This is a genomic window from Streptomyces sp. IBSNAI002 (genome assembly GCF_052244475.1).
Classification (GTDB): Bacteria; Actinomycetota; Actinomycetes; order Streptomycetales; family Streptomycetaceae; genus Streptomyces.
The window spans coordinates 1649725-1672393 of sequence record NZ_JBQPXG010000002.1 but is presented as its reverse complement, the minus strand read 5'-3'; the positions used below and the strand labels follow the sequence as shown (position 1 = coordinate 1672393).

The following is a 22669-nucleotide window of genomic DNA, read 5'->3' as shown; positions in this document are numbered from 1 at the left end:
TTGCCCGAGATGCTCTTGGCGCCTGCTTGGCGACTGTCTGGCATACCATCGCGCCATGTCGGCACAGCTGAGGGACTCGCACTGCTCCACCTGCGGAGCCCCGTACACCACCCGGACCTGGCCCCGCACCTGCGCCGCCTGCGGGGCGGTCGCCTACCGCAACCCGCTCCCGGTGGCCGTCGCCCTCCTCCCGGTCGAGGACGCGGACGGCACCGGCCTCGTGGTCATCACCCGCACCATCGAACCGGCCCTCGGCGGCACCGCCCTGCCCGGCGGCTTCATCGACTTCGGCGAGGACTGGCGCGAGGCGGTCGTCCGCGAACTCCGCGAGGAGACCGGCATCACCGCCGCCGCGTCGGAGGTCACCCTGGCCGACGCCCTGAGCTCCCCGGGGGGCCACCTCCTGCTCTTCGGCCTCCTCCCCCTCCGCCCGGCCGCCTCCCTCCCCGCCTCGGTCCCGACGGACGAAACCACGGGCTGGCACATCCTCCGCGCCTCCACCGAGCTGGCCTTCCCCCTCCACACCCAGGCGGCCGACTCCTGGTTCACGGGCCGCTACACCCGACCCGACGCCCCCGCCGGCCCCTGAACCCGCGCCCACGGACGGGTCCCGCCCACGGACGGGTCCCGGCCACGGACGGGTCCCGGCCACGGACGGGTCCCGGCCACGGACGGGTCCCGGCCACGGAGAGGTCCCGGCCGCCTACCGGCCGCCCACCCACCGGCCGCGCCCACCCACTGGCCGCGCCCACCCACTGGCCGCGCCCACCCACTGGCCGCGCCCACCCACTGGTCCCGCCCACCGAACCGCCTAGATCCCCCGTACGACCACGCCCTCCACCGCATCCCCACCCTCATCCACCACCACGACCTCATCCCCGGCCCACCGCGAGGTGTACCGCTCGACCGTGCCCGCCTCGAACCCCGGCCCCGGGTCCCGGATCACCACCCCGCCGCCCGTACGCCCCCGCGCCGGCGCCCAGACCTCCAGCCGCACGCCCCCGCCGGAGGCGAAGCCGGCGTCCCGGACCGGAATCACCGCCCCCGCCCGCGCCAGCACCGGGATCCGCCCCCGCGGGGCGTCCAGCAGGATCTGCCCCGGCCCCTCATAGGCCACGCCCGAGGCGGTGTCGTACCACCGCCCCCGCGGCAACCGCACCGCCCGCCGGTCCGCCCCGCACTCCAGCACCGGCGCGACCAGCAGCGCGTCGCCCAGCAGGAACGTGTCCTCGCAGTCCCGCAGCCGCCGCTCCTCCGGCGTCCCCCACCACACCGGCCGTACGTACGGCGCCCCGGTCCGCCGCGCCAGGTGCGCCAGCGTCACGAAGTACGGCCGCAGCCGCTCCCGCTCCGCCATGACCTCCCGCGCGTGCGCCTCCACCTCGGCCCCGAACTCCCACGGCTCCCGCCGCCCCGCCCAGATCGCCGAGTGCGTCCGGAACAGCGGCAGGTACGCCCCCAGTTGCAGCCACCGCAGGTACAACTCCGGCGACGGGGACCCGCCGAAGCCCCCGACGTCCGGCCCCGAGTACGGAACCCCGCACAGCCCCAGCCCCAGCACCAGCGCCAGCGAGGCCCGCAGCCCCTCCCAGCTGGTCTCCACGTCCCCCGACCACGTGCCCCCGTACCTCTGCATCCCCGCCCACCCCGACCGGGAGAACAGGAACGGCCGCTCCTCGGGCCGCAGCCGGACCAGTCCCTCCCAGCCGGCCCGCGCCATCCCCAGCGCGTACACGTTGTGCCCGGCCCGGTGGTCCCCGCCCGCGCCGTCCATGCAGTGCCGCGCCGAGCGCGGCAGCGTCATATCGCCGAACGGGGCGAAGGCCACCGGCTCGTTCATGTCGTGCCAGAAACCGGCGAAGCCCTGCGCCAGCCGCTCCTCGTACAGCCCGCCCCACCACTCCCGCACCGCCGGATCCGTGAAGTCCGGGTACGCGCACTCACCCGGCCACACCTCGCCCCGCACCTCCGCACCCTCCGCATCCCGCACGAACGCACCCCGCGCCCCCACCGCGAGCCCGGCCGTGTGCACGGGATCGCCCGCCTTCACCGCCGGATCGACGATCGAGACCAGCCGCACCCCCTGCTGGCCCAACTCCCGCGCCATTCCCGGCAGATCCGGGAACCGCCCGCGGTCCACGGTGAACACCCGGTGCCCGTCGTAGTGGTCGATGTCCAGATGTACGGCCGACAGCGCGAACCCGCGCTCCGCATAGCCCCCGACCACCCGGCGCACCTCCTCCGCGCTCCCGAACCCCCACCGCGCGTGCTGGTACCCCAGCGCCCACTCCGGCGGCACCGCCGCCGCGCCCGTCAGCCCCGACCAGCCCTGGAGCACCCGCGCCGGCGTCCCCACCAGCACCCAGCACCGCAGCGGCCCGCCCTCCATGCGCAGTTCGCTCACCCCCGGCCGGTCCACCCCCGAGCCCGCACCCTCCTCGCCCTCCCGCAACACCACCCGGCCGTCCCACGAGTTGTCGTGGAACACCAGGTGCGTCCCGGCGTCCGCCACCACCAGCTGCACCGGCATCGTCAGGTACAGCGGATCGTCACCGGGACCGAAGCCGCCCTTCGGGTCGGTGTTCCACAATCGGTACGACCCGTCCCGCAGCCGCGGCCCCGCCGCACGTCCGCCCAGCCCGAAGAACCGTGCGTCCGCCGCCACTTCGCTCCGCTGGAACCACCGGGCCCCGCCCCCCGGCACGCCCCCGTCCGGGTCCCCGTCCCGCTCCCCGGCGGACACCGGCTCCCACCAGCGCGGCGGCAGCTCCCGCCGCAGCACCGTCCCGCCCGGCGTGCGCACCTCCACCGCCCCGTGCCGGGACACCGCCACCGTCACCCGCTCCGACACCACCCGCCAGCCGCCCCCGGTGTCCGGCTCCAGCGCTGCCCGCGGATCCGGCTCCGGCCCCGTGCCGACCACCGCGTACGACGGCCCCGGCCCGGCCCCGTCCCATCCCCAGAACACCGCCCCGCCCACGGTGACCCGCACCAGCAGCTCCGAACGGGCGAACCGCAGCACGCCCCCGCCCGGCCGCGGCTCCGTACCCGTCAGCAGCCCCGGCACCCGGGCCCGCTCCGTACCCCGCCGCGGCAGCCCCACCGCGTCCGCCCGCCGGTGACGCCACGCCGAGAGCCAGGCGCGCCGTCCGCGCTCCGTACCGATGTCCTTGACCGCACGCACCAGATCACGACCGTTCATGGAGATCACCTTGCCACCGGCCCCCGAGCGAAAGTGCTGCGTTCAACTTCCGTTCACCCATGGGTGACCACCGGCGCACGGCCACCGCGCGACCGCGGCCGGCCGGCGGCCGCCCACATGCCGCCGCCCCCGTGAGCGGTGATGACGACTCTGGTGCGGATGTCGATCACATGGCATCGTCCCTGTGAGCCGTCGCGCACCCACCCCCCGCGCGGTGGCACCGTACGCACACGAAGCGCGAGCCGCAGACTTGACCGGGAGCCGACCCATGACCTCAGCCACGCAGCCGGAACCCCTCTGGGCCCCCGGCCCCGACCGGATCGCCGCGGCCCGGATCACCGCCTTCCAGGCCTGGGCGGCCGAGCGCTTCGGAGCCCCGGCCGACGGCGGCTACCCCGCCCTGCACAGCTGGTCCGTCGACGAGCTCGACACCTTCTGGCAGGCCGTCGCCGCATGGTTCGACGTCCGCTTCACCACCCCGTACACGTCCGTGCTCGCCGACCGCTCCATGCCCGGCGCGAGCTGGTTCACCGGAGCCACCCTCAACTACGCCGAGCACGCCCTTCGCGCCGCGGAGGACCCGGCCCGCGCCGACGACCCCGCCCTGCTGTACGTCGACGAGACCCACGAACCCACCCCCGTCACCTGGTCGGCCCTCCGCCGCCAGGTCGGCTCCCTCGCCGCCGAGCTGCGCGCCCTCGGCGTACGCCCCGGCGACCGGGTCAGCGGATACCTCCCCAACATCCCCGAGGCCGTCGTCGCCCTCCTCGCCACCGCCGCCGTCGGCGGCGTCTGGACCTCCTGCGCCCCCGACTTCGGCGCCCGCAGCGTCCTCGACCGCTTCCAGCAGGTCGAACCGGTCGTCCTGTTCACCGTCGACGGCTACCGCTACGGCGGCAAGGAGCACGACCGCCGCGACACCGTCGCCGAGCTCCGCGCCGAGCTGCCCTCCCTGCGGGCCGTCGTCCACATCCCGCTCCTCGGCACCCCGGCCCCTGACGGCACCCTCACCTGGTCGGATCTGACGTCCGCCGACACCGAGCCGGCCTTCGAGGCGGTCCCCTTCGACCACCCCCTGTGGGTCCTGTACTCCTCCGGTACGACCGGCCTGCCCAAGGCCATCGTCCAGTCCCAGGGCGGCATCCTCCTCGAGCACCTGAAGCAGCTCGGCCTGCACTGCGACCTCGGCCCCGAGGACCGGTTCTTCTGGTACACCTCGACCGGCTGGATGATGTGGAACTTCCTCGTCTCCGGCCTGCTCACCGGCACCACCGTCGTCCTCTACGACGGCAGCCCCGGCCACCCCGACACGGGCGCGCAGTGGCGGATCGCCGAGCGGACGAAGGCCACCCTCTACGGCACCTCCGCCGCGTACGTCATGGCCTGCCGCAAGGCCGAGGTACACCCCTCGCGCGACTTCGACCTCTCCACCGTGAAGTGCGTGGCGACCACCGGCTCCCCGCTCCCGCCCGACGGCTTCCGCTGGCTGCACGACGAGGTGGCCGAGGACCTCTGGATCGCCTCCGTCAGCGGCGGCACCGACGTGTGCAGCTGCTTCGCCGGCGCCGTCCCCACCCTCCCCGTCCACATCGGCGAGCTCCAGGCCGCCTGCCTCGGCACGGACCTCCAGGCATGGGACCCGTCCGGCAAGGCCGTCACCGGCGAGGTCGGCGAGCTCGTCGTCACCAACCCGATGCCGTCCATGCCGGTCCGCTTCTGGAACGACCCCGACGGCAGCCGCTACCACGAGAGCTACTTCGAGATGTTCCCGGGCGTCTGGCGCCACGGTGACTGGATCACGATCACCGACCACGGCTCGGTCGTCATCCACGGCCGCTCCGACTCCACCCTGAACCGCCAGGGCGTCCGGATGGGCTCCGCGGACATCTACGAGGCCGTCGAGCGCCTCCCCGAGATCAAGGAATCCCTGGTCATCGGCCTGGAGGAGCCGAACGGCGGCTACTGGATGCCGCTCTTCGTCCACCTCGTCCCCGGCGCCGTCCTCGACGACGACCTCCGCGCCCGCATCAAGGCGACGATCCGCGAGGAACTCTCCCCGCGCCACGTCCCCGACGAGGTCATCGAGGTCCCGGGCATCCCGCACACCCTCACCGGCAAGCGCATCGAGGTCCCCGTCAAGCGGCTCCTCCAGGGCGCGCCCCTGGCCAAGGCCGTGAACCCGGGCTCCGTCGACAACCTCGACCTCCTCCACTTCTACGAGGAGCTGGCCCGCACCCGCGGCTGAGCCCACTGTCAGTGGCCGTGATTACTCTGAGTGAGCAAATGATCGCGCCACGCAGGGGGAGTCATGCCACCGAGGAACAGCACCGCCAGTAGCACCGCCAACAGCGCAGGCAACAGCGCAGGTACCGGCAGGACGAAGGCCGGACCGAGCGCTGCCACGACCGCGCGGACCGCCGGCACCGGCCGGCGCCGCAGGCTGCGCCGCGAGGTCCCCAGCACCGTCGGGCTCCTGACCGACGCCGGGGACTTCGCGGCCATGCGCGACTACCGCAGCTTCGTCTTCGACCACCACGACGAATACCCCGACTACCTCCACCACGTGGACGCCCTGCTCCGCTCCCTCGCGGCCCAGGGCATCCACACCACGGTCGCCCTCTTCGACCCCGAGGCGTACGCCGAGTTCTGCGCGGAGAACGACCTCGACCCCGACACCGCCGAGACCCGCACCCGCTTCACCGCGGAGCTCGCGGGCAACGGCGCCGGCCTGCCCTACGCGGGCCAGCCCATCGAGGAACTCGTCCCGCTGCTCGTGGGCGAAGCCGTCCGCCAGGCCACCTGGGAGTACGCGACCGTCGTCCTCGCCGAAGCCGGCACCTGCGCCGACTGCGGAGAGGACATCGGCCACGCCTCCTTCGAACGCGCCGCCGCCGCGCTCCGACGGCTGATGGCGGGAGCCGGCCCCGGCCGGCACCACCTCGTCTGCAGCGTCCCGACCGAGGCGGAGCAACTCGTCGCCGTCCTGCACGCCGAGACCGGCACCGACCCCGAGGCTCCGCCGCGGATCGAGGGCCGCGACGGCCTCGACTTCGTGACCGTCCTCGCGGCCGGACTCGCCCTCGGCGGATCCGGCGGACTGGTCCTGAGGACCACCACCGAGGACCACCGGGACCGGGTCCACGGCTGGCGGCTCGACCGCGGGCGCCTCAGCGTGCTGTCGGCCGCGGCCGTGTTCAACGCCTACTGCACGGACGCCGACACCGGAGAGCCCGTCGCCCCCGAACCGGGCGTCGAGTACTGCCCCGGCTACGAGGTGGACGGACCCGGCCCGCACCGCTGAGGAACCGGAGCGGCGTAGAAGGGGGGAGCGGACCAACGGCCGAGGGGCCCTCGCCAACCGGCGAAGGCCCCTCGATCCCACGATCTCCCGATCGCACACACCGGCTACTCGCCGGACAGCACCGCCTGGGCGGCCACACGGGCCTCCTCGGCGCTGTCGCACGCACGCGCCGCGGCAGCGGCCCGCTCGCACTGGGCGAGGGTGTACTTGGCGAGCGTCGCCCGCACATAGGGAATGGAGGCGGCGCCCATCGACAGAGAGGTGACGCCCAGACCCGTGAGCACACAGGCGAGCAGCGGGTCGGAGGCGGCCTCGCCACAGACACCACAGCTCTTGCCCTCGGCCTTCGCGGCCTCCGCCGACATGGCGATCAGGTCGAGCAGCGCCGGCTGCCACGGGTCCTGGAGCCGCGACACCGCACCGACCTGACGGTCGGCGGCGAAGGCGTACTGCGCCAGGTCATTGGTCCCCAGCGACAGGAACTCGACCTCCTGGAGGATCGAGCGGGCGCGCAGCGCGGCGGACGGGATCTCCACCATCGCGCCGAACTTCGCCTGGAGACCCGCCTCGCGGCACGCGTCCGCGAACGCCTTGGCGTCGGTGCGGTCGGCCACCATCGGGGCCATGACCTCGAGGTAGACCGGCAGCCCCTGGGCCGCCTTGGCCAGCGCGGTCAGCTGCGTGCGCAGCACGTCCGGGTGGTCCAGCAGCGAACGCAGACCGCGGACACCCAGCGCCGGGTTCGGCTCGTCGGCCGGGGTCAGGAAGTCCAGCGGCTTGTCGGCACCGGCATCGAGCACGCGTACGACGACGCGGCCTTCGGGGAAGGCCTCGAGCACCTTGCGGTACGACTCGATCTGCTTCTCCTCGGACGGAGCGTGCTTGCTGTCGTCCAGGAACAGGAACTCGGTGCGGAAGAGGCCCACACCCTCGGCCCCGGCCTCGACGGCGGCCGGCACGTCCGCCGGCCCGCCGACGTTCGCCAGCAGCGGCACCTTGTGACCGTCGGAGGTCGCACCCGGACCGGAGGAAGCGGCCAGTGCCGCCTTCCGCTCGGCGGCCGCGGCCTCCAGCTCGGACCGCTTCTCGTCGCTCGGCTCGACGAACAGGTCGCCGGTGCTGCCGTCGACGGCGATGACCGTGCCCTCGGCGATCTCACCGGCGCCGGGCAGTGCCACGATCGCCGGTACGCCCAGGGCCCGCGCGAGGATCGCGCTGTGGCTGGTCGGGCCGCCTTCCTCGGTGACGAAGCCGAGGACGAGCGCCGGGTCGAGGAGAGCGGTGTCGGCGGGAGCGAGGTCCCGCGCGATCAGTACGTACGGCTCGTCGCTGTCCGGCACACCGGGCATCGGCACACCGAGCAGGCGCGCCACGATGCGGTTGCGTACGTCGTCCAGGTCGGCCACCCGGCCGGCCATGTACTCGCCGGCCCCCGCGAGCAGGTCGCGGTAGGCGGCGAACGCGTCGTAGATGCCGCGCTCGGCGGTGCTGCCGACGGCGATCCGCCGGTCGACGTCCGCCATCAGCTCGGGGTCCGTGGCGATCATCGCCTGGGCCTCGAGCACGTGCTGAGCCTCGCCACCGGCCAGCTGGCCGCGCGCGATCAGGTCGGCCGACACGGCTTCCACGGCCTTGCGGGCGCGCCCCTGTTCGCGCTCCGCCTCAGCCGCGGTGATCTGCTTGGCCGGCGGCTCGAGAACCGCCGTGCCCATGTGCCGGACCTCGCCGATCGCCACACCGTGGCTCACGCCGACGCCTCGCAGCGTTGTCTCCATTTCACCCGTCTCCGATTGAGCGGCGGGCCCAGCCGCCGCGGTGGATGTCCGACTCGCCTGTGAAGGCGGACAAGGTCACTTCCAGCTGAAGAGGACCTCTTCGGCCTTCACGTCCCCGGACTCGACGACATCGGAGAGGGACTCCGCGGACGCCTCCAGTGCCACGATGGGGCAGACCGGCGACTTGCCGGCTTCCTCGACGGCCTGCGGGTTCCAGCGGATGACGGCCTGGCCGCGGCTCACGGTGTCGCCCTTGTTGACGAGGAGCTCGAAGCCCTCGCCGTTGAGCTGAACGGTGTCGATCCCCAGGTGCGTGAGCACACCGTGGCCTTCGCCGTCGACTACGACGTACGCGTGCGGGTGCAGGGAGACGACCACACCGTCTACGGGGGACACCGCCTCCGAGGGCTCGCGCACGGGATCAATAGCGGTGCCCGGTCCCACCATCGCGCCGGAGAACACCGGATCGGGCACTGCCGCGAGTCCGATGGCGCGCCCGGCAAGTGGGGACGTCACGCTGGTCATGGGGGCCTCCCAGGGGTGGAGCTTCTCAGTGTCGCCGTCACTACCTGTCGCGAACGGCGTACTCTTCAGAAGGATAAGTCACGAGATGTTCGGGTTCGCCCGAAGTTAGTCCCGATCCGGACTGGTCCTTCGGCACGGAGACTAGTGGACTAGACCGGTGGACTAGACCATACGCCTGAATCGATTTGCTTGGGCACCACACGGCCTGTACTGTCGTGACTCCCGCCACGGCGCTTCGTGTGAACTTTTCGCGAACGTCAGATGGACGGGATTCCTCCACTTCCAGCGTCGATCTTGAACTCGATTACTTCCCGCATGCCCTTATGGCAAAACGGCGAGTGGTCAGAGGGACGGGAAAACGCTGATAGTGTCGGAATCGCCGGAAAGGGAAAGCGCGAAAGCGCAGGACCTGGAAAGCGCCGAGGAAGTCGGGCCCGAAAGAGTCTGATAGAGTCGGAAACGCAAGAACGACAGAACGAAAGCCCGGAGGAAAGCCCCAGTAAGTGTTACTGAGGGTGAGTACAAAGGAAGCGTCCGTTCCTTGAGAACTCAACAGCGTGCCAAAAATCAACGCCAGAAGTTGATACCCCGTTCCACTTCGGTGGATCGAGGTTCCTTTGAAAAAGACCTGTGAGGCTTCCTTGTGGAGTGCTTGCAGGCAATTACACAGCGAGGACGCAGTGGACGGTCGGTCTTATTCCGACATGATCGTCCCGCTCTACGTGATGTGTGCACCCGATTACGGGTAAACATTCATGGAGAGTTTGATCCTGGCTCAGGACGAACGCTGGCGGCGTGCTTAACACATGCAAGTCGAACGATGAAGCCCTTCGGGGTGGATTAGTGGCGAACGGGTGAGTAACACGTGGGCAATCTGCCCTTCACTCTGGGACAAGCCCTGGAAACGGGGTCTAATACCGGATACCACTCCTGCCTGCATGGGCGGGGGTTGAAAGCTCCGGCGGTGAAGGATGAGCCCGCGGCCTATCAGCTTGTTGGTGGGGTAATGGCCCACCAAGGCGACGACGGGTAGCCGGCCTGAGAGGGCGACCGGCCACACTGGGACTGAGACACGGCCCAGACTCCTACGGGAGGCAGCAGTGGGGAATATTGCACAATGGGCGAAAGCCTGATGCAGCGACGCCGCGTGAGGGATGACGGCCTTCGGGTTGTAAACCTCTTTCAGCAGGGAAGAAGCGAAAGTGACGGTACCTGCAGAAGAAGCGCCGGCTAACTACGTGCCAGCAGCCGCGGTAATACGTAGGGCGCAAGCGTTGTCCGGAATTATTGGGCGTAAAGAGCTCGTAGGCGGCTTGTCACGTCGGATGTGAAAGCCCGAGGCTTAACCTCGGGTCTGCATTCGATACGGGCTAGCTAGAGTGTGGTAGGGGAGATCGGAATTCCTGGTGTAGCGGTGAAATGCGCAGATATCAGGAGGAACACCGGTGGCGAAGGCGGATCTCTGGGCCATTACTGACGCTGAGGAGCGAAAGCGTGGGGAGCGAACAGGATTAGATACCCTGGTAGTCCACGCCGTAAACGTTGGGAACTAGGTGTTGGCGACATTCCACGTCGTCGGTGCCGCAGCTAACGCATTAAGTTCCCCGCCTGGGGAGTACGGCCGCAAGGCTAAAACTCAAAGGAATTGACGGGGGCCCGCACAAGCAGCGGAGCATGTGGCTTAATTCGACGCAACGCGAAGAACCTTACCAAGGCTTGACATATACCGGAAAGCATTAGAGATAGTGCCCCCCTTGTGGTCGGTATACAGGTGGTGCATGGCTGTCGTCAGCTCGTGTCGTGAGATGTTGGGTTAAGTCCCGCAACGAGCGCAACCCTTGTCCTGTGTTGCCAGCATGCCCTTCGGGGTGATGGGGACTCACAGGAGACCGCCGGGGTCAACTCGGAGGAAGGTGGGGACGACGTCAAGTCATCATGCCCCTTATGTCTTGGGCTGCACACGTGCTACAATGGCCGGTACAATGAGCTGCGATACCGCAAGGTGGAGCGAATCTCAAAAAGCCGGTCTCAGTTCGGATTGGGGTCTGCAACTCGACCCCATGAAGTCGGAGTTGCTAGTAATCGCAGATCAGCATTGCTGCGGTGAATACGTTCCCGGGCCTTGTACACACCGCCCGTCACGTCACGAAAGTCGGTAACACCCGAAGCCGGTGGCCCAACCCGTAAGGGAGGGAGCTGTCGAAGGTGGGACTGGCGATTGGGACGAAGTCGTAACAAGGTAGCCGTACCGGAAGGTGCGGCTGGATCACCTCCTTTCTAAGGAGCACAGTACCGATTGCAGGCAAATGTTCTGCACGGTCAGCTCATGGGTGGAACGTTGATTAGTTGGCACGGTTTCCCAGATGGATCACGAGTACTGCTTCGGCGTGGAAAGTGACTCACTGACGGGGGATCGTGCTTGGCACGTTGTTGGGTCCTGAAGGTACGGCCGTATGGTCATGTCTTCAGTGCCGGCCCCAGTGAACTTGTTCTCTTCGGAGTGCAGGGTGATGGGTGGCTGGTCGTTGTTTGAGAACTACACAGTGGACGCGAGCATCTGTGGCCAAGTTTTTAAGGGCGCACGGTGGATGCCTTGGCACCAGGAACCGATGAAGGACGTGAGAGGCCGCGATAGGCCCCGGGGAGCTGCCAACTGAGCTTTGATCCGGGGGTGTCCGAATGGGGAAACCCGGCAGTCGTCATGGGCTGTCACCCACTGCTGAACACATAGGCAGTGTGGAGGGAACGAGGGGAAGTGAAACATCTCAGTACCCTCAGGAAGAGAAAACAACCGTGATTCCGGGAGTAGTGGCGAGCGAAACCGGATGAGGCCAAACCGTATGCGTGTGATACCCGGCAGGGGTTGCGCATGCGGGGTTGTGGGAATTCTTTTGATCGGTCTGCCGGCCGGTCGGCGAGTCAGAAACCGTTGATGTAGTCGAAGGACATGCGAAAGGTCCGGCGTAGAGGGTAAGACCCCCGTAGACGAAACATCAGCGGCTTGCTTAAGAATCTCCCAAGTAGCACGGGGCCCGAGAAATCCCGTGTGAATCTGGCGGGACCACCCGCTAAGCCTAAATATTCCCTGGTGACCGATAGCGGATAGTACCGTGAGGGAATGGTGAAAAGTACCGCGGGAGCGGAGTGAAATAGTACCTGAAACCGTGTGCCTACAAGCCGTGGGAGCGTCGCGTTGCATGCTTGCATGCAACGTCGTGACTGCGTGCCTTTTGAAGAATGAGCCTGCGAGTTAGCGGTGTGTAGCGAGGTTAACCCGTGTGGGGAAGCCGTAGCGAAAGCGAGTCCGAATAGGGCGATTGAGTTGCACGCTCTAGACCCGAAGCGGAGTGATCTAGCCATGGGCAGGTTGAAGCGGAGGTAAGACTTCGTGGAGGACCGAACCCACCAGGGTTGAAAACCTGGGGGATGACCTGTGGTTAGGGGTGAAAGGCCAATCAAACTCCGTGATAGCTGGTTCTCCCCGAAATGCATTTAGGTGCAGCGTCGTGTGTTTCTTGCCGGAGGTAGAGCACTGGATAGGCGATGGGCCCTACCGGGTTACTGACCTTAGCCAAACTCCGAATGCCGGTAAGTGAGAGCACGGCAGTGAGACTGTGGGGGATAAGCTCCATGGTCGAGAGGGAAACAGCCCAGAGCATCGACTAAGGCCCCTAAGCGTACGCTAAGTGGGAAAGGATGTGGAGTCGCAGAGACAACCAGGAGGTTGGCTTAGAAGCAGCCACCCTTGAAAGAGTGCGTAATAGCTCACTGGTCAAGTGATTCCGCGCCGACAATGTAGCGGGGCTCAAGCGTACCGCCGAAGTCGTGTCATTGCAGCAATAGGGCCAACGCCTGCTGTGATGGGTAGGGGAGCGTCGTGTGCCGGGTGAAGCAGCAGCGGAAGCTAGTTGTGGACGGTTCACGAGTGAGAATGCAGGCATGAGTAGCGATACACACGTGAGAAACGTGTGCGCCGATTGACTAAGGGTTCCTGGGTCAAGCTGATCTGCCCAGGGTAAGTCGGGACCTAAGGCGAGGCCGACAGGCGTAGTCGATGGACAACCGGTTGATATTCCGGTACCCGCTTTGAAACGCCCAATATCGAATCAGGCGATGCTAAGTCCGTGAAGCCGTTCCGGACCCTTCGGGGAAAGGAAAGTGGTGGAGCCGACGAACCAGACTTGTAGTAGGTAAGCGATGGGGTGACGCAGGAAGGTAGTCCAGCCCGGGCGGTGGTTGTCCCGGGGTAAGGGTGTAGGCCGAGGGGTAGGCAAATCCGTCCCTCATATAAGGCTGAGACCTGATGCCGAGCCGATTGTGGTGAAGTGGATGATCCTATGCTGTCGAGAAAAGCCTCTAGCGAGTTTCATGGCGGCCCGTACCCTAAACCGACTCAGGTGGTCAGGTAGAGAATACCGAGGCGTTCGGGTGAACTATGGTTAAGGAACTCGGCAAAATGCCCCCGTAACTTCGGGAGAAGGGGGGCCATCACTGGTGATCGGACTTGCTCCGTGAGCTGGGGGTGGCCGCAGAGACCAGCGAGAAGCGACTGTTTACTAAAAACACAGGTCCGTGCGAAGCCGTAAGGCGATGTATACGGACTGACGCCTGCCCGGTGCTGGAACGTTAAGGGGACCGGTTAGTGCGCTTTCGGGCGTGCGAAGCTGAGAACTTAAGCGCCAGTAAACGGCGGTGGTAACTATAACCATCCTAAGGTAGCGAAATTCCTTGTCGGGTAAGTTCCGACCTGCACGAATGGCGTAACGACTTCTCGACTGTCTCAACCATAGGCCCGGTGAAATTGCACTACGAGTAAAGATGCTCGTTTCGCGCAGCAGGACGGAAAGACCCCGGGACCTTTACTACAGTTTGATATTGGTGTTCGGTTCGGCTTGTGTAGGATAGGTGGGAGACTTTGAAGCAGCCACGCCAGTGGTTGTGGAGTCGCCGTTGAAATACCACTCTGGTCGTGCTGGATGTCTAACCTCGGTCCGTGATCCGGATCAGGGACAGTGTCTGATGGGTAGTTTAACTGGGGCGGTTGCCTCCCAAAGGGTAACGGAGGCGCCCAAAGGTTCCCTCAGCCTGGTTGGCAATCAGGTGTTGAGTGTAAGTGCACAAGGGAGCTTGACTGTGAGACCGACGGGTCGAGCAGGGACGAAAGTCGGGACTAGTGATCCGGCGGTGGCTTGTGGAAGCGCCGTCGCTCAACGGATAAAAGGTACCCCGGGGATAACAGGCTGATCTTCCCCAAGAGTCCATATCGACGGGATGGTTTGGCACCTCGATGTCGGCTCGTCGCATCCTGGGGCTGGAGTCGGTCCCAAGGGTTGGGCTGTTCGCCCATTAAAGCGGTACGCGAGCTGGGTTTAGAACGTCGTGAGACAGTTCGGTCCCTATCCGCTGTGCGCGTAGGAATATTGAGAAGGGCTGTCCCTAGTACGAGAGGACCGGGACGGACGAACCTCTGGTGTGCCAGTTGTCCTGCCAAGGGCATGGCTGGTTGGCTACGTTCGGGAGGGATAACCGCTGAAAGCATCTAAGCGGGAAGCCTGCTTCAAGATGAGTATTCCCACCTCCTTGAGAGGGTAAGGCTCCCAGTAGACGACTGGGTTGATAGGCCAGATGTGGAAGCCCGGTAACGGGTGAAGCTGACTGGTACTAATAGGCCGAGGGCTTGTCCTCAGTTGCTCGCGTCCACTGTGTTAGTTCTGAAATAACGAACAGCTGTGTTCATGCCAGCGTTCAAATTTCATAGTGTTTCGGTGGTCATAGCGTTAGGGAAACGCCCGGTTACATTCCGAACCCGGAAGCTAAGCCTTTCAGCGCCGATGGTACTGCAGGGGGGACCCTGTGGGAGAGTAGGACGCCGCCGAACAATCATTGCGGAAGCCCCGCACCAGGTATCTGGTGCGGGGCTTTTCTGCGTTCAGGACACGTGTGCGGTCTCCTGTAGGGTCAGGGGGCATCGAACGACCAGATTTCTATCGTCACAGTGGAGGCCCCCGGGTGGAGGTCCAGGAGACTCGGGTTCAGACCGACCGAATTTTCACCATTCCGAACGTCCTGAGCATGGCTCGCCTCGCCGGCGTGCCCCTGTTCCTGTGGCTGATCCTCGCCGAGCACGACGGGTGGGCCCTGGCCGTCCTCATGCTCAGCGGGATCAGTGACTACCTCGACGGGAAGCTCGCCCGGCGCTGGAATCAGATCAGCAAGCTCGGCCGGCTGCTGGATCCCGCCGCGGACCGGCTCTACATCCTGTCGACGCTCTTCGGTCTGACCTATCGCGAGATTCTGCCGCTGTGGCTCACGGGCGCCCTGCTCGCACGCGAGCTGATGTTGCTGGTCATGGTGTGGATCCTGCGCCGTCACGGCTATCCGCCGCCGCAGGTCAACTTCCTCGGCAAGGCCGCGACCTTCAACCTGATGTACGCGTTCCCCTTGCTGCTGCTCAGTGACGGGACGGGTTGGTTGGCCTGGACGGGGTCAGTTTTCGGATGGGCGTTCGCCGGATGGGGTACAACCCTCTATTGGTGGGCAGGAATCCTTTACGTGGTTCAAGTCCGCCGTCTCGTCAAGGCGGACGCCACGGCCGATTGAGCTCGTCAGGCGCCGGATGACGCGGAGGAGTTGCGGAGTCACCGTCCGAGACGGGTGAGGTCGGCACGACCGTCATCTCTCTAGGAGGACTCTTCCGACATGAAGGCCGTCGTGATGGCCGGTGGCGAGGGAACCCGCCTTCGCCCTATGACCTCGAGCATGCCCAAGCCGCTCCTGCCGGTGGCGAACCGGCCGATCATGGAGCACGTGCTGAGGCTGCTCAAGCGGCATGGGCTCAGCGAGACCGTGGTCACCGTGCAGTTCCTGGCGTCGCTCGTCAAGAACTACTTCGGGGATGGCGAGGAGCTCGGAATGGAGCTCACCTATGCCAACGAGGAGAAGCCACTCGGCACCGCCGGCAGTGTGAAGAACGCCGAGGAAGCCCTGAAGGATGACGCCTTCGTCGTCATTTCCGGCGATGCGCTCACCGACTTCGACCTCACCGACCTGATCCGCTTCCACAAGGAGAAGGGCGCACTCGTCACGGTGTGCCTCACCCGGGTGCCGAACCCGCTGGAATTCGGCATCACCATCGTGGACGAGGAGGGCAAGGTCGAGCGGTTCCTGGAGAAGCCGACGTGGGGCCAGGTCTTCTCCGACACGGTCAACACCGGCATCTACGTCATGGAGCCCGAGGTCTTCGACTACGTGGACCCCGACGTCTCGGTGGACTGGTCCGGCGACGTGTTCCCGCAGCTCATGAAGGAAGGCCGGCCGATCTACGGCTACGTGGCCGAGGGCTACTGGGAGGACGTCGGCACGCACGAGAGCTACGTCAAGGCACAGGCCGACGTGCTCGAGGGCAAGGTCCAGATCGACATGGACGGCTTCGAGATCTCGCCCGGGGTGTGGATCGCCGAAGGCGCCGAGGTGAGCCCCGACGCCGTGCTGCGCGGGCCCCTGTACATCGGGGACTACGCCAAGGTCGAGGCCGGGGTCGAGATCCGCGAGCACACCGTCATCGGGTCGAACGTCGTCGTGAAGAGCGGCGCCTTCCTGCACAGAGCCGTCGTGCACGACAACGTGTACATCGGGCCCCACAGCAATCTCCGCGGCTGTGTCATCGGCAAGAACACCGACATCATGCGTGCCGCGCGGATCGAGGACGGCGCCGTCATCGGGGACGAGTGCCTCGTCGGCGAGGAATCGATCGTCCAGGGCAATGTGCGGGTCTACCCGTTCAAGACCATCGAGGCCGGCGCCTTCGTCAACACGTCCGTCATCTGGGAGTCGCGCGGACAGGCACATCTGTTCGGTGCGCGCGGGGTTTCCGGCATTCTGAACGTGGAGATCACCCCCGAACTGGTGGTGCGGCTCGCCGGCGCCTACGCGACGACCCTGAAGAAGGGCGCGACGGTCACCACTGCCCGTGACCACTCCCGAGGCGCGCGAGCCCTCAAGCGGGCGGTGATCTCGGCGCTCCAGGCCAGCGCGATCAACGTGCGCGACCTGGAGAACGTACCGCTGCCCGTGGCGCGGCAGCAGACCGCGCGCGGCAGCGCGGGCGGGATCGTCCTGCGGACCTCGCCGGGCGTGCCGGATTCCGTCGACATCATGTTCCTGGACGAGCGCGGGGCGGACCTCTCGCTCCAGCAGCAGCGCAAGCTCGACCGGGTGTACGCGCGCCAGGAGTACCGGCGGGCGTTCCCCGGGGAGATCGGTGACCTCCAGTTCCCGGGCAGCGTCTTCGACGCCTACACGGGTTCGCTGCTGCGCAGGGTCGACACCAGCGGGATCGGCGACGCCGGGCTCAAGGTGGTCGTGGACGCCTCCAACGGCAGCGCGGGGCTCGTTCTGCCCAGCCTGCTGGGCCGGCTCGGCGTGGACGCGCTGACGATCAATCCCGGGCTCGACGAGTCCCGGCCGACGGAGACCGCCGAGTCCCGGCGGGCCGGGCTGGTACGGCTCGGGGAGATCGTGGCCTCGGCGCGGGCGGCCTTCGGCGTGCGCTTCGACCCGGTCGGCGAGCGGATCTCACTGGTGGACGAGCGCGGGCGGATCATCGAGGACGACCGGGCGCTGTTGGTGATGCTCGACCTGGTGGCCGCGGCCAAGCGCAGCGGCAAGGTCGCGCTGCCGGTGACCACCACGCGCGTCGCCGAGCAGGTGGCGGCGTACCACGGCACGCAGGTGGAGTGGACGACGACCTCGCCCGACGATCTGACCCGGGTGGGCCGTGCGGAGAACACGATCTTCGGCGGGGACGGCCGTGGCGGGTTCATCGTTCCGGAGTTCGGCAGTGTCTTCGACGGGGCCGCGGCCTTCGTGCAGCTCCTCGGGCTGGTGGCGCGCACCCAGCTCACCCTGAGCCAGATCGACGCGCGGATCCCGCGGGCGCACGTGCTCAAGCGGGACGTGCCGACGCCGTGGGCGGTGAAGGGGCTCGTGATGCGCCGGGTCGTGGAGGCGGCCGGCGACCGGCAGGTGGACACCACCGACGGGGTGCGGGTCGTGGAGACGGACGGGCGCTGGGCGCTGGTCCTGCCGGATCCGGCCGAGGCGGTCACCCATCTGTGGGCCGAAGGTCCCGACGACGCTTCGGCGCAGGCCCTGCTCGACGAGTGGGCGGGCGTGGTGGACGGCGCCGGGCACTGAGTGCCGTGTGAGGACTGAAGTCCCGCGGGCCGGGCGGGGAGGTGTTCCCCGTCCGGCCCTCGGGACGGGCGCATTGGGTGTGTGCGCCGCCGACATGCGACGATGTGCGGCATGTCGCAGCCGTCCCACAACCGGAGTTCGACGTCTCCTGCGCCCGCGCGCCCGGACGCCTCCATGTCGCTGCTGACGCACGTGATGGACCACAGTCTCGACGAGGGCTATGCGGAGGCCGCGGCCCGGCGCGAGGCGGAGGGTACGGCGGGCCTCCCGCGGACCCTGAAGGCCAAGCTGGCGCTCGGCGCCGGACTCGTGCTCGCAGCCATGGTCGTCACGCTGGGTGCCGCCGAGGCGCGGATAGCGGCGCCGGTACTGGCCAAGGAACGGCACGAACTCATCGACCGCGTGGAGCTGGCCGATGCGCGTGCCGACGGCCTGGAAAGGGACATCGAGCGGCTTCGGACGGATGTCGCCGACCGCCAGCGGGCCGCGCTGAAGCAGCCCGGCGGTGGTCAGGGCGAGCTGGTCGCGCTGCTGTCCGGTGCGACGGAGGTGCGCGGCCCGGGGATCAAGCTGGTCGTGGACGACGCGAAGGGCGCTTCGTCGGGCGGCGGGGACGGTCCGCGGGAGAACAGCGGCTTCTCGGACGACAGCCGGGTCCGGGACCGGGACATGCAGAAGATCGTCAACGGGCTGTGGCAGTCGGGGGCGGAGGCCGTCTCCATCAACGGGCAGCGGCTGACCGCGCTGTCGGCGATCAGGGCCGCCGGTGACGCGATACTGGTCGACAACAGGCCGCTGGTGCCGCCGTACGAAGTGCTCGCGGTGGGGGACAAGAAGCGGCTCGGCACCGCGTTCCAGGATTCGGCGGACGGCCAGTACCTGCACGTGCTGCAGGAGAGCTACGGGATCCGCTACAGCCTGTCCGCCGTCGACGAGGTGCGGTTGCCGGCCGCGTCGAGCCTGACCGTACGTACAGCTACAGCAGCAGAGCAGCAGAAGGGTGCATCGTGATCGCGGTACTGGGCCTCGTGGCCGGAGTGGTGGTCGGACTGCTGGTCCGGCCCGAAGTGCCGGCCGTGGTGGAGCCTTATCTGCCGATCGCCGTGGTGGCGGCGCTGGACGCGGTGTTCGGGGGCTTGCGCGCGATGCTGGACGGCATCTTCGTGGACAAGGTCTTCGTGGTGTCGTTCCTGTCGAACGTGGTCGTGGCCGCGCTGATCGTCTTCCTCGGCGACAAACTGGGCGTCGGCTCGCAGCTGTCCACGGGTGTGGTCGTGGTCCTCGGCATCCGCATCTTCTCCAATGCCGCGGCCATCCGCCGGCACGTGTTCCGGGCGTGAGGCCGATGAGTACGAATGACACTCCGCCCGAGGAACCGAACGTCCCCGAGCAGCCTCTCAACAAGGGGACGGCGCCGGTGACGGAGGTGCCCGAGCAGACGGGCCGGCAGCGGCTCGCGGCGGGCCTGTGGCCGCCGCGGGTGAGCCGGGCCCAATTGATCGTCGCTCTGCTGCTGTTCGTCCTGGGGCTCGGGCTGGCCATCCAGGTGCGCTCGACCAGTGACTCCAGTGCGCTGCGCGGGGCCCGTCAGGAGGACCTCGTACGGATCCTCGACGAGCTGGACGGGCGGACCAAGCGCCTGGAGGAGGAGAAGCAGCGGCTGGAGGATCAGCGCAAGGAGCTGGAGAGCAGTTCCAACCAGGCGGAGGAGGCCCGGAGGCAGACCGTGGAGAAGGAGCGCCAACTCGGCATCCTGGCCGGTACGGTGGCAGCCCAGGGGCCCGGTATCACGCTGAAGATCACCGATCCCAAGGGCCTGGTGCGGTCCGACCAGTTGCTGGACACGCTTCAGGAGCTGCGGGCGGCCGGGGCCGAGGCGATCCAGATCAACGGGGTGCGCGTGGTGGCGGGCTCGTACTTCTCGGACGAGAACGGCGGGGTCGGGATCGACGGTAGGAAGATCACACAGCCCTACGAGTTCAGGGTGATCGGGAAGCCGCAGGATCTGGAGCCGGCGCTCAACATCCCCGGCGGTGTCGTCCAGACGCTGGAGAAGGAACAGGCCAACGTCGTCGTCACACGGCCGGCGAAGATCGTTGTGGATGCCTTGCGGGCTGCGGAGCAGCCTGACTACGCTCGGTCGTCATCGTGAGGATGCGGAGCGGAGAGTGGACCGGCTCACGCGGGCGGATGCCTGCGGGGGGTCGGCGCACCGAAGTCGCGGTGCGTGGTGGAAACTGTCTGGTGGTTACGGACGTTGTGAGAATGTCCGGGTCGGCAGGTGTGTGCATTCGGAGTTCGTCCTGCCCCACGGGCGGGTCTGTTTCGGTCAAGGGGAATCGCCCGTGAAGTTGTTTGAGAAGTTGTTCGGCAAGAAGAACCGCGAGGAAGGCGGAGCGGCACGTCACCGTGCCGGGCACGGCGACGCGGAGGGGCAGGGCGACCGGCCGCTCTTCCGTGACGAGGTCGCGGGCGGGGGTGACAATTCGGGCGGCCACGGCGCGTCGTCTGTTGACCCCGCTGGTACCGGACGCATAGGTTTCGGTGAACCATCAACCTCAAGTGCGGGTGGAGGGTTTGCCCCCGACCCGTATGCCACCAATGCCTCCGCGGGTCAGCCGCGGCGCGAGGAGCCGTCCATGTCGGCCGAGCAGGTTTGCAGCAGGTGCGGACACCGCAGCGATGCGGCCAGCCGGTTCTGCTCCAACTGCGGTGCGCCGCTGCGGGCGGGCCTGACGCCGGAGCGTGCCTCGGAGACCACGTCCACCATCTCGATCTCGGGCCTCGAGGCCTACGAGGCCGAGGTGTCGGGACAACAGCACGTGTCGTCCTCGCTGTCCCCCGAGGCCCAGGCCGCGGTGGAGGCGCTGCCGCCCGGTTCCGCCCTGCTGATCGTGCGGCGCGGCCCCAACTCCGGTAGCCGCTTCCTGCTGGACGGAGAGCTGACCACCGCGGGCCGGCACCCGCAGAGCGACATCTTCCTGGACGACGTCACCGTCTCCCGGCGGCATGTCGAGTTCCGCAGGAGTCAGGACGGCGGATTCACCGTCTCCGACGTCGGCAGCCTCAACGGCACGTACGTGAACCGTGAGCCGATCGACTCCGTCGCGCTGCACAACGGCGACGAGGTGCAGATCGGCAAGTACCGGCTGGTCTTCTACGCGAGCCTGCGGGGCGTCTGACCCTCCCCCCGGACTCCGTCCGGAGGGACCCCCAGAGGGAAGGTCCCATGCTGCGCACCCCGACAGGCGGTGCCGGAAACGGCGCCGCCGGCTCGGCCGGGCGGCTGGTGAGCATCGGCACGGTGCTCACCACGCTGCGTGACGAGTTCCCCGAAGTCACCATCTCGAAGATCCGTTTCCTGGAGGCGGAGGGGCTCGTCGAGCCCAGTCGCACGCCGTCGGGATACCGCAAGTTCAGCACCGAGGACGTCGAGCGGCTCGCCCGCATCCTGCGGTTGCAGCGCGATCACTACCTGCCGTTGAAGGTCATCCGCGAGCAGCTCGACGCGCTGGCCCGCGGTGAGCAGATCCGGATTCCGGCGCCCACGGCGCACGGGGAGACCGTCGATCCCACGGGCCCCGCGGCCGTCTACGGGGAAGTGGGCCGGGAACGGCCCACGGTCGCCCGGGTGGGCCGGGAGGAGCTGATCGCTGCCGCCGGCGTGGACGAGGTCCAGCTGGTCGAGTGGGAGTCGTACGGGCTGCTCACGGAGGCGCCGGGCGGCGGATTCGACGCCGAGGCGGTCACCGTGGCCCGGCTGGTGGCAGACCTGGGGCGATTCGGCCTGGAACCGCGGCACCTGCGGGCGATGAAGGCGGCCGCGGACCGGGAGGCGGGCCTGGTGGAGCAGGTGGTGGCACCCCTGCGACGGCACCGCAACCCCCAGACCAGGGCGCATGCGGAGGCCACGATGAAGGAGCTCGCGGGGCTCTCCGTACGGCTCCACGAAGCCCTGGTGCAGACCGCCCTCGGGGTCCGGCTGCCGTGAGGCAGGGGCCCCGACTACCCAAACCTGCCGGGCAGGTCCTAGGGTTACTGTGTGAACGAGCTCGACGTTGTGGGTGTCCGGGTGGAAATGCCCTCCAACCAACCGATCGTGCTCCTGCGTGAAGTGGGAGGCGACCGGTACCTCCCCATCTGGATCGGTCCTGGGGAGGCGACCGCCATTGCCTTCGCGCAGCAGGGGATGGCCCCTGCCCGGCCGCTGACGCACGACCTGTTCAAGGACGTGCTGGAGGCGGTCGGCGAGGAGCTCACCGAGGTCCGGATCACGGATCTGCGGGAGGGCGTCTTCTACGCGGAGCTCGTCTTCGCCAGCGGGGTCGAGGTGAGCGCGCGCCCTTCCGACGCCATAGCGCTGGCCCTGCGCACCGGGACGCCGATCTACGGCAGTGACGGTGTGCTCGACGACGCGGGGATCGCGATTCCGGACGAGCAGGAGGACGAGGTGGAGAAGTTCCGCGAGTTCCTCGACCAGATCTCGCCCGAGGACTTCGGTACCGGTCCGCAGTGAGACGGTGGCCGGGTCGGCCGCGTCGTCCACCGGGAACTGTCAGCCCATTCGGTTAGCCTTTCCCCGCAAAGGGATACGGGAAACCACTCTCAGGGTGATTATCACTCGGCGTGCCGAGTGTGGCGATCGTTGACGCACCCCTGGTGACTGCCTAC

General features: G+C 67.7%; 14 protein-coding genes and 3 rRNA genes. 14 read left to right on the top strand and 3 right to left on the bottom strand.

Annotated elements, in window-relative coordinates:
- Positions 1 to 55: 55 nt before the first annotated feature.
- Positions 56 to 589 (top strand): NUDIX domain-containing protein, encoded by a 534-nt coding sequence (locus tag ACTVZO_RS08195; protein WP_443297746.1) that lies wholly within the window; start codon positions 56 to 58, stop codon positions 587 to 589.
- 222 nt (positions 590 to 811) lie between these two features.
- Here the strand turns inward: ACTVZO_RS08195 and ACTVZO_RS08190 are convergent, their stop codons facing one another.
- A complete protein-coding gene (locus ACTVZO_RS08190) occupies positions 812 to 3202 on the bottom strand; it encodes a glycoside hydrolase family 31 protein (protein ID WP_443297745.1) in 2391 nt (796 codons plus the stop codon).
- A 268-nt stretch (positions 3203 to 3470) separates the two neighbouring features.
- Between ACTVZO_RS08190 and ACTVZO_RS08185 the strand changes: the two genes are divergently transcribed.
- Both ACTVZO_RS08185 and ACTVZO_RS08180 read left to right on the top strand, forming a co-directional pair.
- Positions 3471 to 5447, top strand: a complete 1977-nt coding sequence (locus ACTVZO_RS08185; RefSeq protein WP_443297744.1) for an acetoacetate--CoA ligase — start codon at positions 3471 to 3473, stop codon at positions 5445 to 5447.
- A 63-nt stretch (positions 5448 to 5510) separates the two neighbouring features.
- The gene (locus tag ACTVZO_RS08180; RefSeq protein WP_443297743.1) at positions 5511 to 6503 is read left to right on the top strand and encodes a hypothetical protein; all 993 of its coding nucleotides are present in this window, start codon (positions 5511 to 5513) and stop codon (positions 6501 to 6503) included.
- Between the two features lie 104 nt (positions 6504 to 6607).
- Here the strand turns inward: ACTVZO_RS08180 and ptsP are convergent, their stop codons facing one another.
- Together ptsP and ACTVZO_RS08170 are read right to left on the bottom strand one after the other, a co-directional pair.
- On the bottom strand, positions 6608 to 8278 hold the full coding sequence (gene ptsP / locus ACTVZO_RS08175) for a phosphoenolpyruvate--protein phosphotransferase (RefSeq protein ID WP_443297742.1): 1671 nt from the start codon (positions 8276 to 8278) through the stop codon (positions 6608 to 6610).
- 75 nt (positions 8279 to 8353) lie between these two features.
- The gene (locus tag ACTVZO_RS08170) at positions 8354 to 8803 is read right to left on the bottom strand and encodes a PTS sugar transporter subunit IIA (RefSeq protein WP_443297741.1); all 450 of its coding nucleotides are present in this window, start codon (positions 8801 to 8803) and stop codon (positions 8354 to 8356) included.
- Positions 8804 to 9555: 752 nt separating this feature from the next.
- Here ACTVZO_RS08170 and ACTVZO_RS08165 point away from each other — a divergent pair.
- The 11 genes from ACTVZO_RS08165 to ACTVZO_RS08115 all read left to right on the top strand — a co-directional run bounded on the left by ACTVZO_RS08165 (position 9556) and on the right by ACTVZO_RS08115 (position 22514).
- Positions 9556 to 11080, top strand: a 16S ribosomal RNA gene (locus tag ACTVZO_RS08165).
- Between the two features lie 284 nt (positions 11081 to 11364).
- A 23S ribosomal RNA gene (locus ACTVZO_RS08160) occupies positions 11365 to 14488 on the top strand.
- A 76-nt stretch (positions 14489 to 14564) separates the two neighbouring features.
- Positions 14565 to 14681, top strand: a 5S ribosomal RNA gene (gene rrf, locus ACTVZO_RS08155).
- The 16S, 23S and 5S rRNA genes sit together here, the layout of an rRNA operon.
- A 131-nt stretch (positions 14682 to 14812) precedes the next feature.
- Entirely contained in the window at positions 14813 to 15403 is a 591-nt protein-coding gene (locus ACTVZO_RS08150) for a CDP-alcohol phosphatidyltransferase family protein (RefSeq protein ID WP_384225797.1), read from the top strand.
- Between the two features lie 99 nt (positions 15404 to 15502).
- Entirely contained in the window at positions 15503 to 17998 is a 2496-nt protein-coding gene (locus ACTVZO_RS08145; RefSeq protein WP_443297740.1) for a sugar phosphate nucleotidyltransferase, read from the top strand.
- Between the two features lie 102 nt (positions 17999 to 18100).
- Positions 18101 to 19009, top strand: coding sequence for a DUF881 domain-containing protein (locus tag ACTVZO_RS08140; RefSeq protein WP_443303087.1), 909 nt, complete (start codon positions 18101 to 18103; stop codon positions 19007 to 19009).
- Positions 19006 to 19338, top strand: coding sequence for a small basic family protein (locus ACTVZO_RS08135; RefSeq protein WP_030158423.1), 333 nt, complete (start codon positions 19006 to 19008; stop codon positions 19336 to 19338). The genes ACTVZO_RS08140 and ACTVZO_RS08135 overlap by 4 nt, the downstream gene beginning before the upstream one ends.
- A 5-nt stretch (positions 19339 to 19343) precedes the next feature.
- The gene (locus ACTVZO_RS08130) at positions 19344 to 20150 is read left to right on the top strand and encodes a DUF881 domain-containing protein (RefSeq protein ID WP_443297739.1); all 807 of its coding nucleotides are present in this window, start codon (positions 19344 to 19346) and stop codon (positions 20148 to 20150) included.
- Between the two features lie 85 nt (positions 20151 to 20235).
- Positions 20236 to 21180 (top strand): FHA domain-containing protein, encoded by a 945-nt coding sequence (locus tag ACTVZO_RS08125; protein ID WP_443303086.1) that lies wholly within the window; start codon positions 20236 to 20238, stop codon positions 21178 to 21180.
- Positions 21181 to 21227: 47 nt separating this feature from the next.
- Positions 21228 to 21989 carry a transcriptional regulator FtsR gene (gene ftsR / locus ACTVZO_RS08120; protein WP_443297738.1) on the top strand — a complete coding sequence of 254 codons (762 nt, stop codon included), beginning with the start codon at positions 21228 to 21230 and terminating at the stop codon, positions 21987 to 21989.
- A 51-nt stretch (positions 21990 to 22040) separates the two neighbouring features.
- The gene (locus ACTVZO_RS08115; protein WP_007262890.1) at positions 22041 to 22514 is read left to right on the top strand and encodes a bifunctional nuclease family protein; all 474 of its coding nucleotides are present in this window, start codon (positions 22041 to 22043) and stop codon (positions 22512 to 22514) included.
- Positions 22515 to 22669 lie beyond the last annotated feature (155 nt).

What these genes read in the sequence shown, in the direction of transcription:
- ACTVZO_RS08195 (WP_443297746.1), top strand. Translation starts at nt 56, where the DNA reads ATGTCGGCACAGCTGAGGGACTCGCACTGCTCCACCTGCGGAGCCCCG.
- ACTVZO_RS08190 (WP_443297745.1), bottom strand. Translation starts at nt 3,202, where the DNA reads ATGAACGGTCGTGATCTGGTGCGTGCGGTCAAGGACATCGGTACGGAG.
- ACTVZO_RS08185 (WP_443297744.1), top strand. Translation starts at nt 3,471, where the DNA reads ATGACCTCAGCCACGCAGCCGGAACCCCTCTGGGCCCCCGGCCCCGAC.
- ACTVZO_RS08180 (WP_443297743.1), top strand. Translation starts at nt 5,511, where the DNA reads ATGCCACCGAGGAACAGCACCGCCAGTAGCACCGCCAACAGCGCAGGC.
- ptsP (WP_443297742.1), bottom strand. Translation starts at nt 8,278, where the DNA reads ATGGAGACAACGCTGCGAGGCGTCGGCGTGAGCCACGGTGTGGCGATC.
- ACTVZO_RS08170 (WP_443297741.1), bottom strand. Translation starts at nt 8,803, where the DNA reads ATGACCAGCGTGACGTCCCCACTTGCCGGGCGCGCCATCGGACTCGCG.
- ACTVZO_RS08145 (WP_443297740.1), top strand. Translation starts at nt 15,503, where the DNA reads ATGAAGGCCGTCGTGATGGCCGGTGGCGAGGGAACCCGCCTTCGCCCT.
- ACTVZO_RS08140 (WP_443303087.1), top strand. Translation starts at nt 18,101, where the DNA reads ATGTGCGGCATGTCGCAGCCGTCCCACAACCGGAGTTCGACGTCTCCT.
- ACTVZO_RS08130 (WP_443297739.1), top strand. Translation starts at nt 19,344, where the DNA reads ATGAGTACGAATGACACTCCGCCCGAGGAACCGAACGTCCCCGAGCAG.
- ftsR (WP_443297738.1), top strand. Translation starts at nt 21,228, where the DNA reads ATGCTGCGCACCCCGACAGGCGGTGCCGGAAACGGCGCCGCCGGCTCG.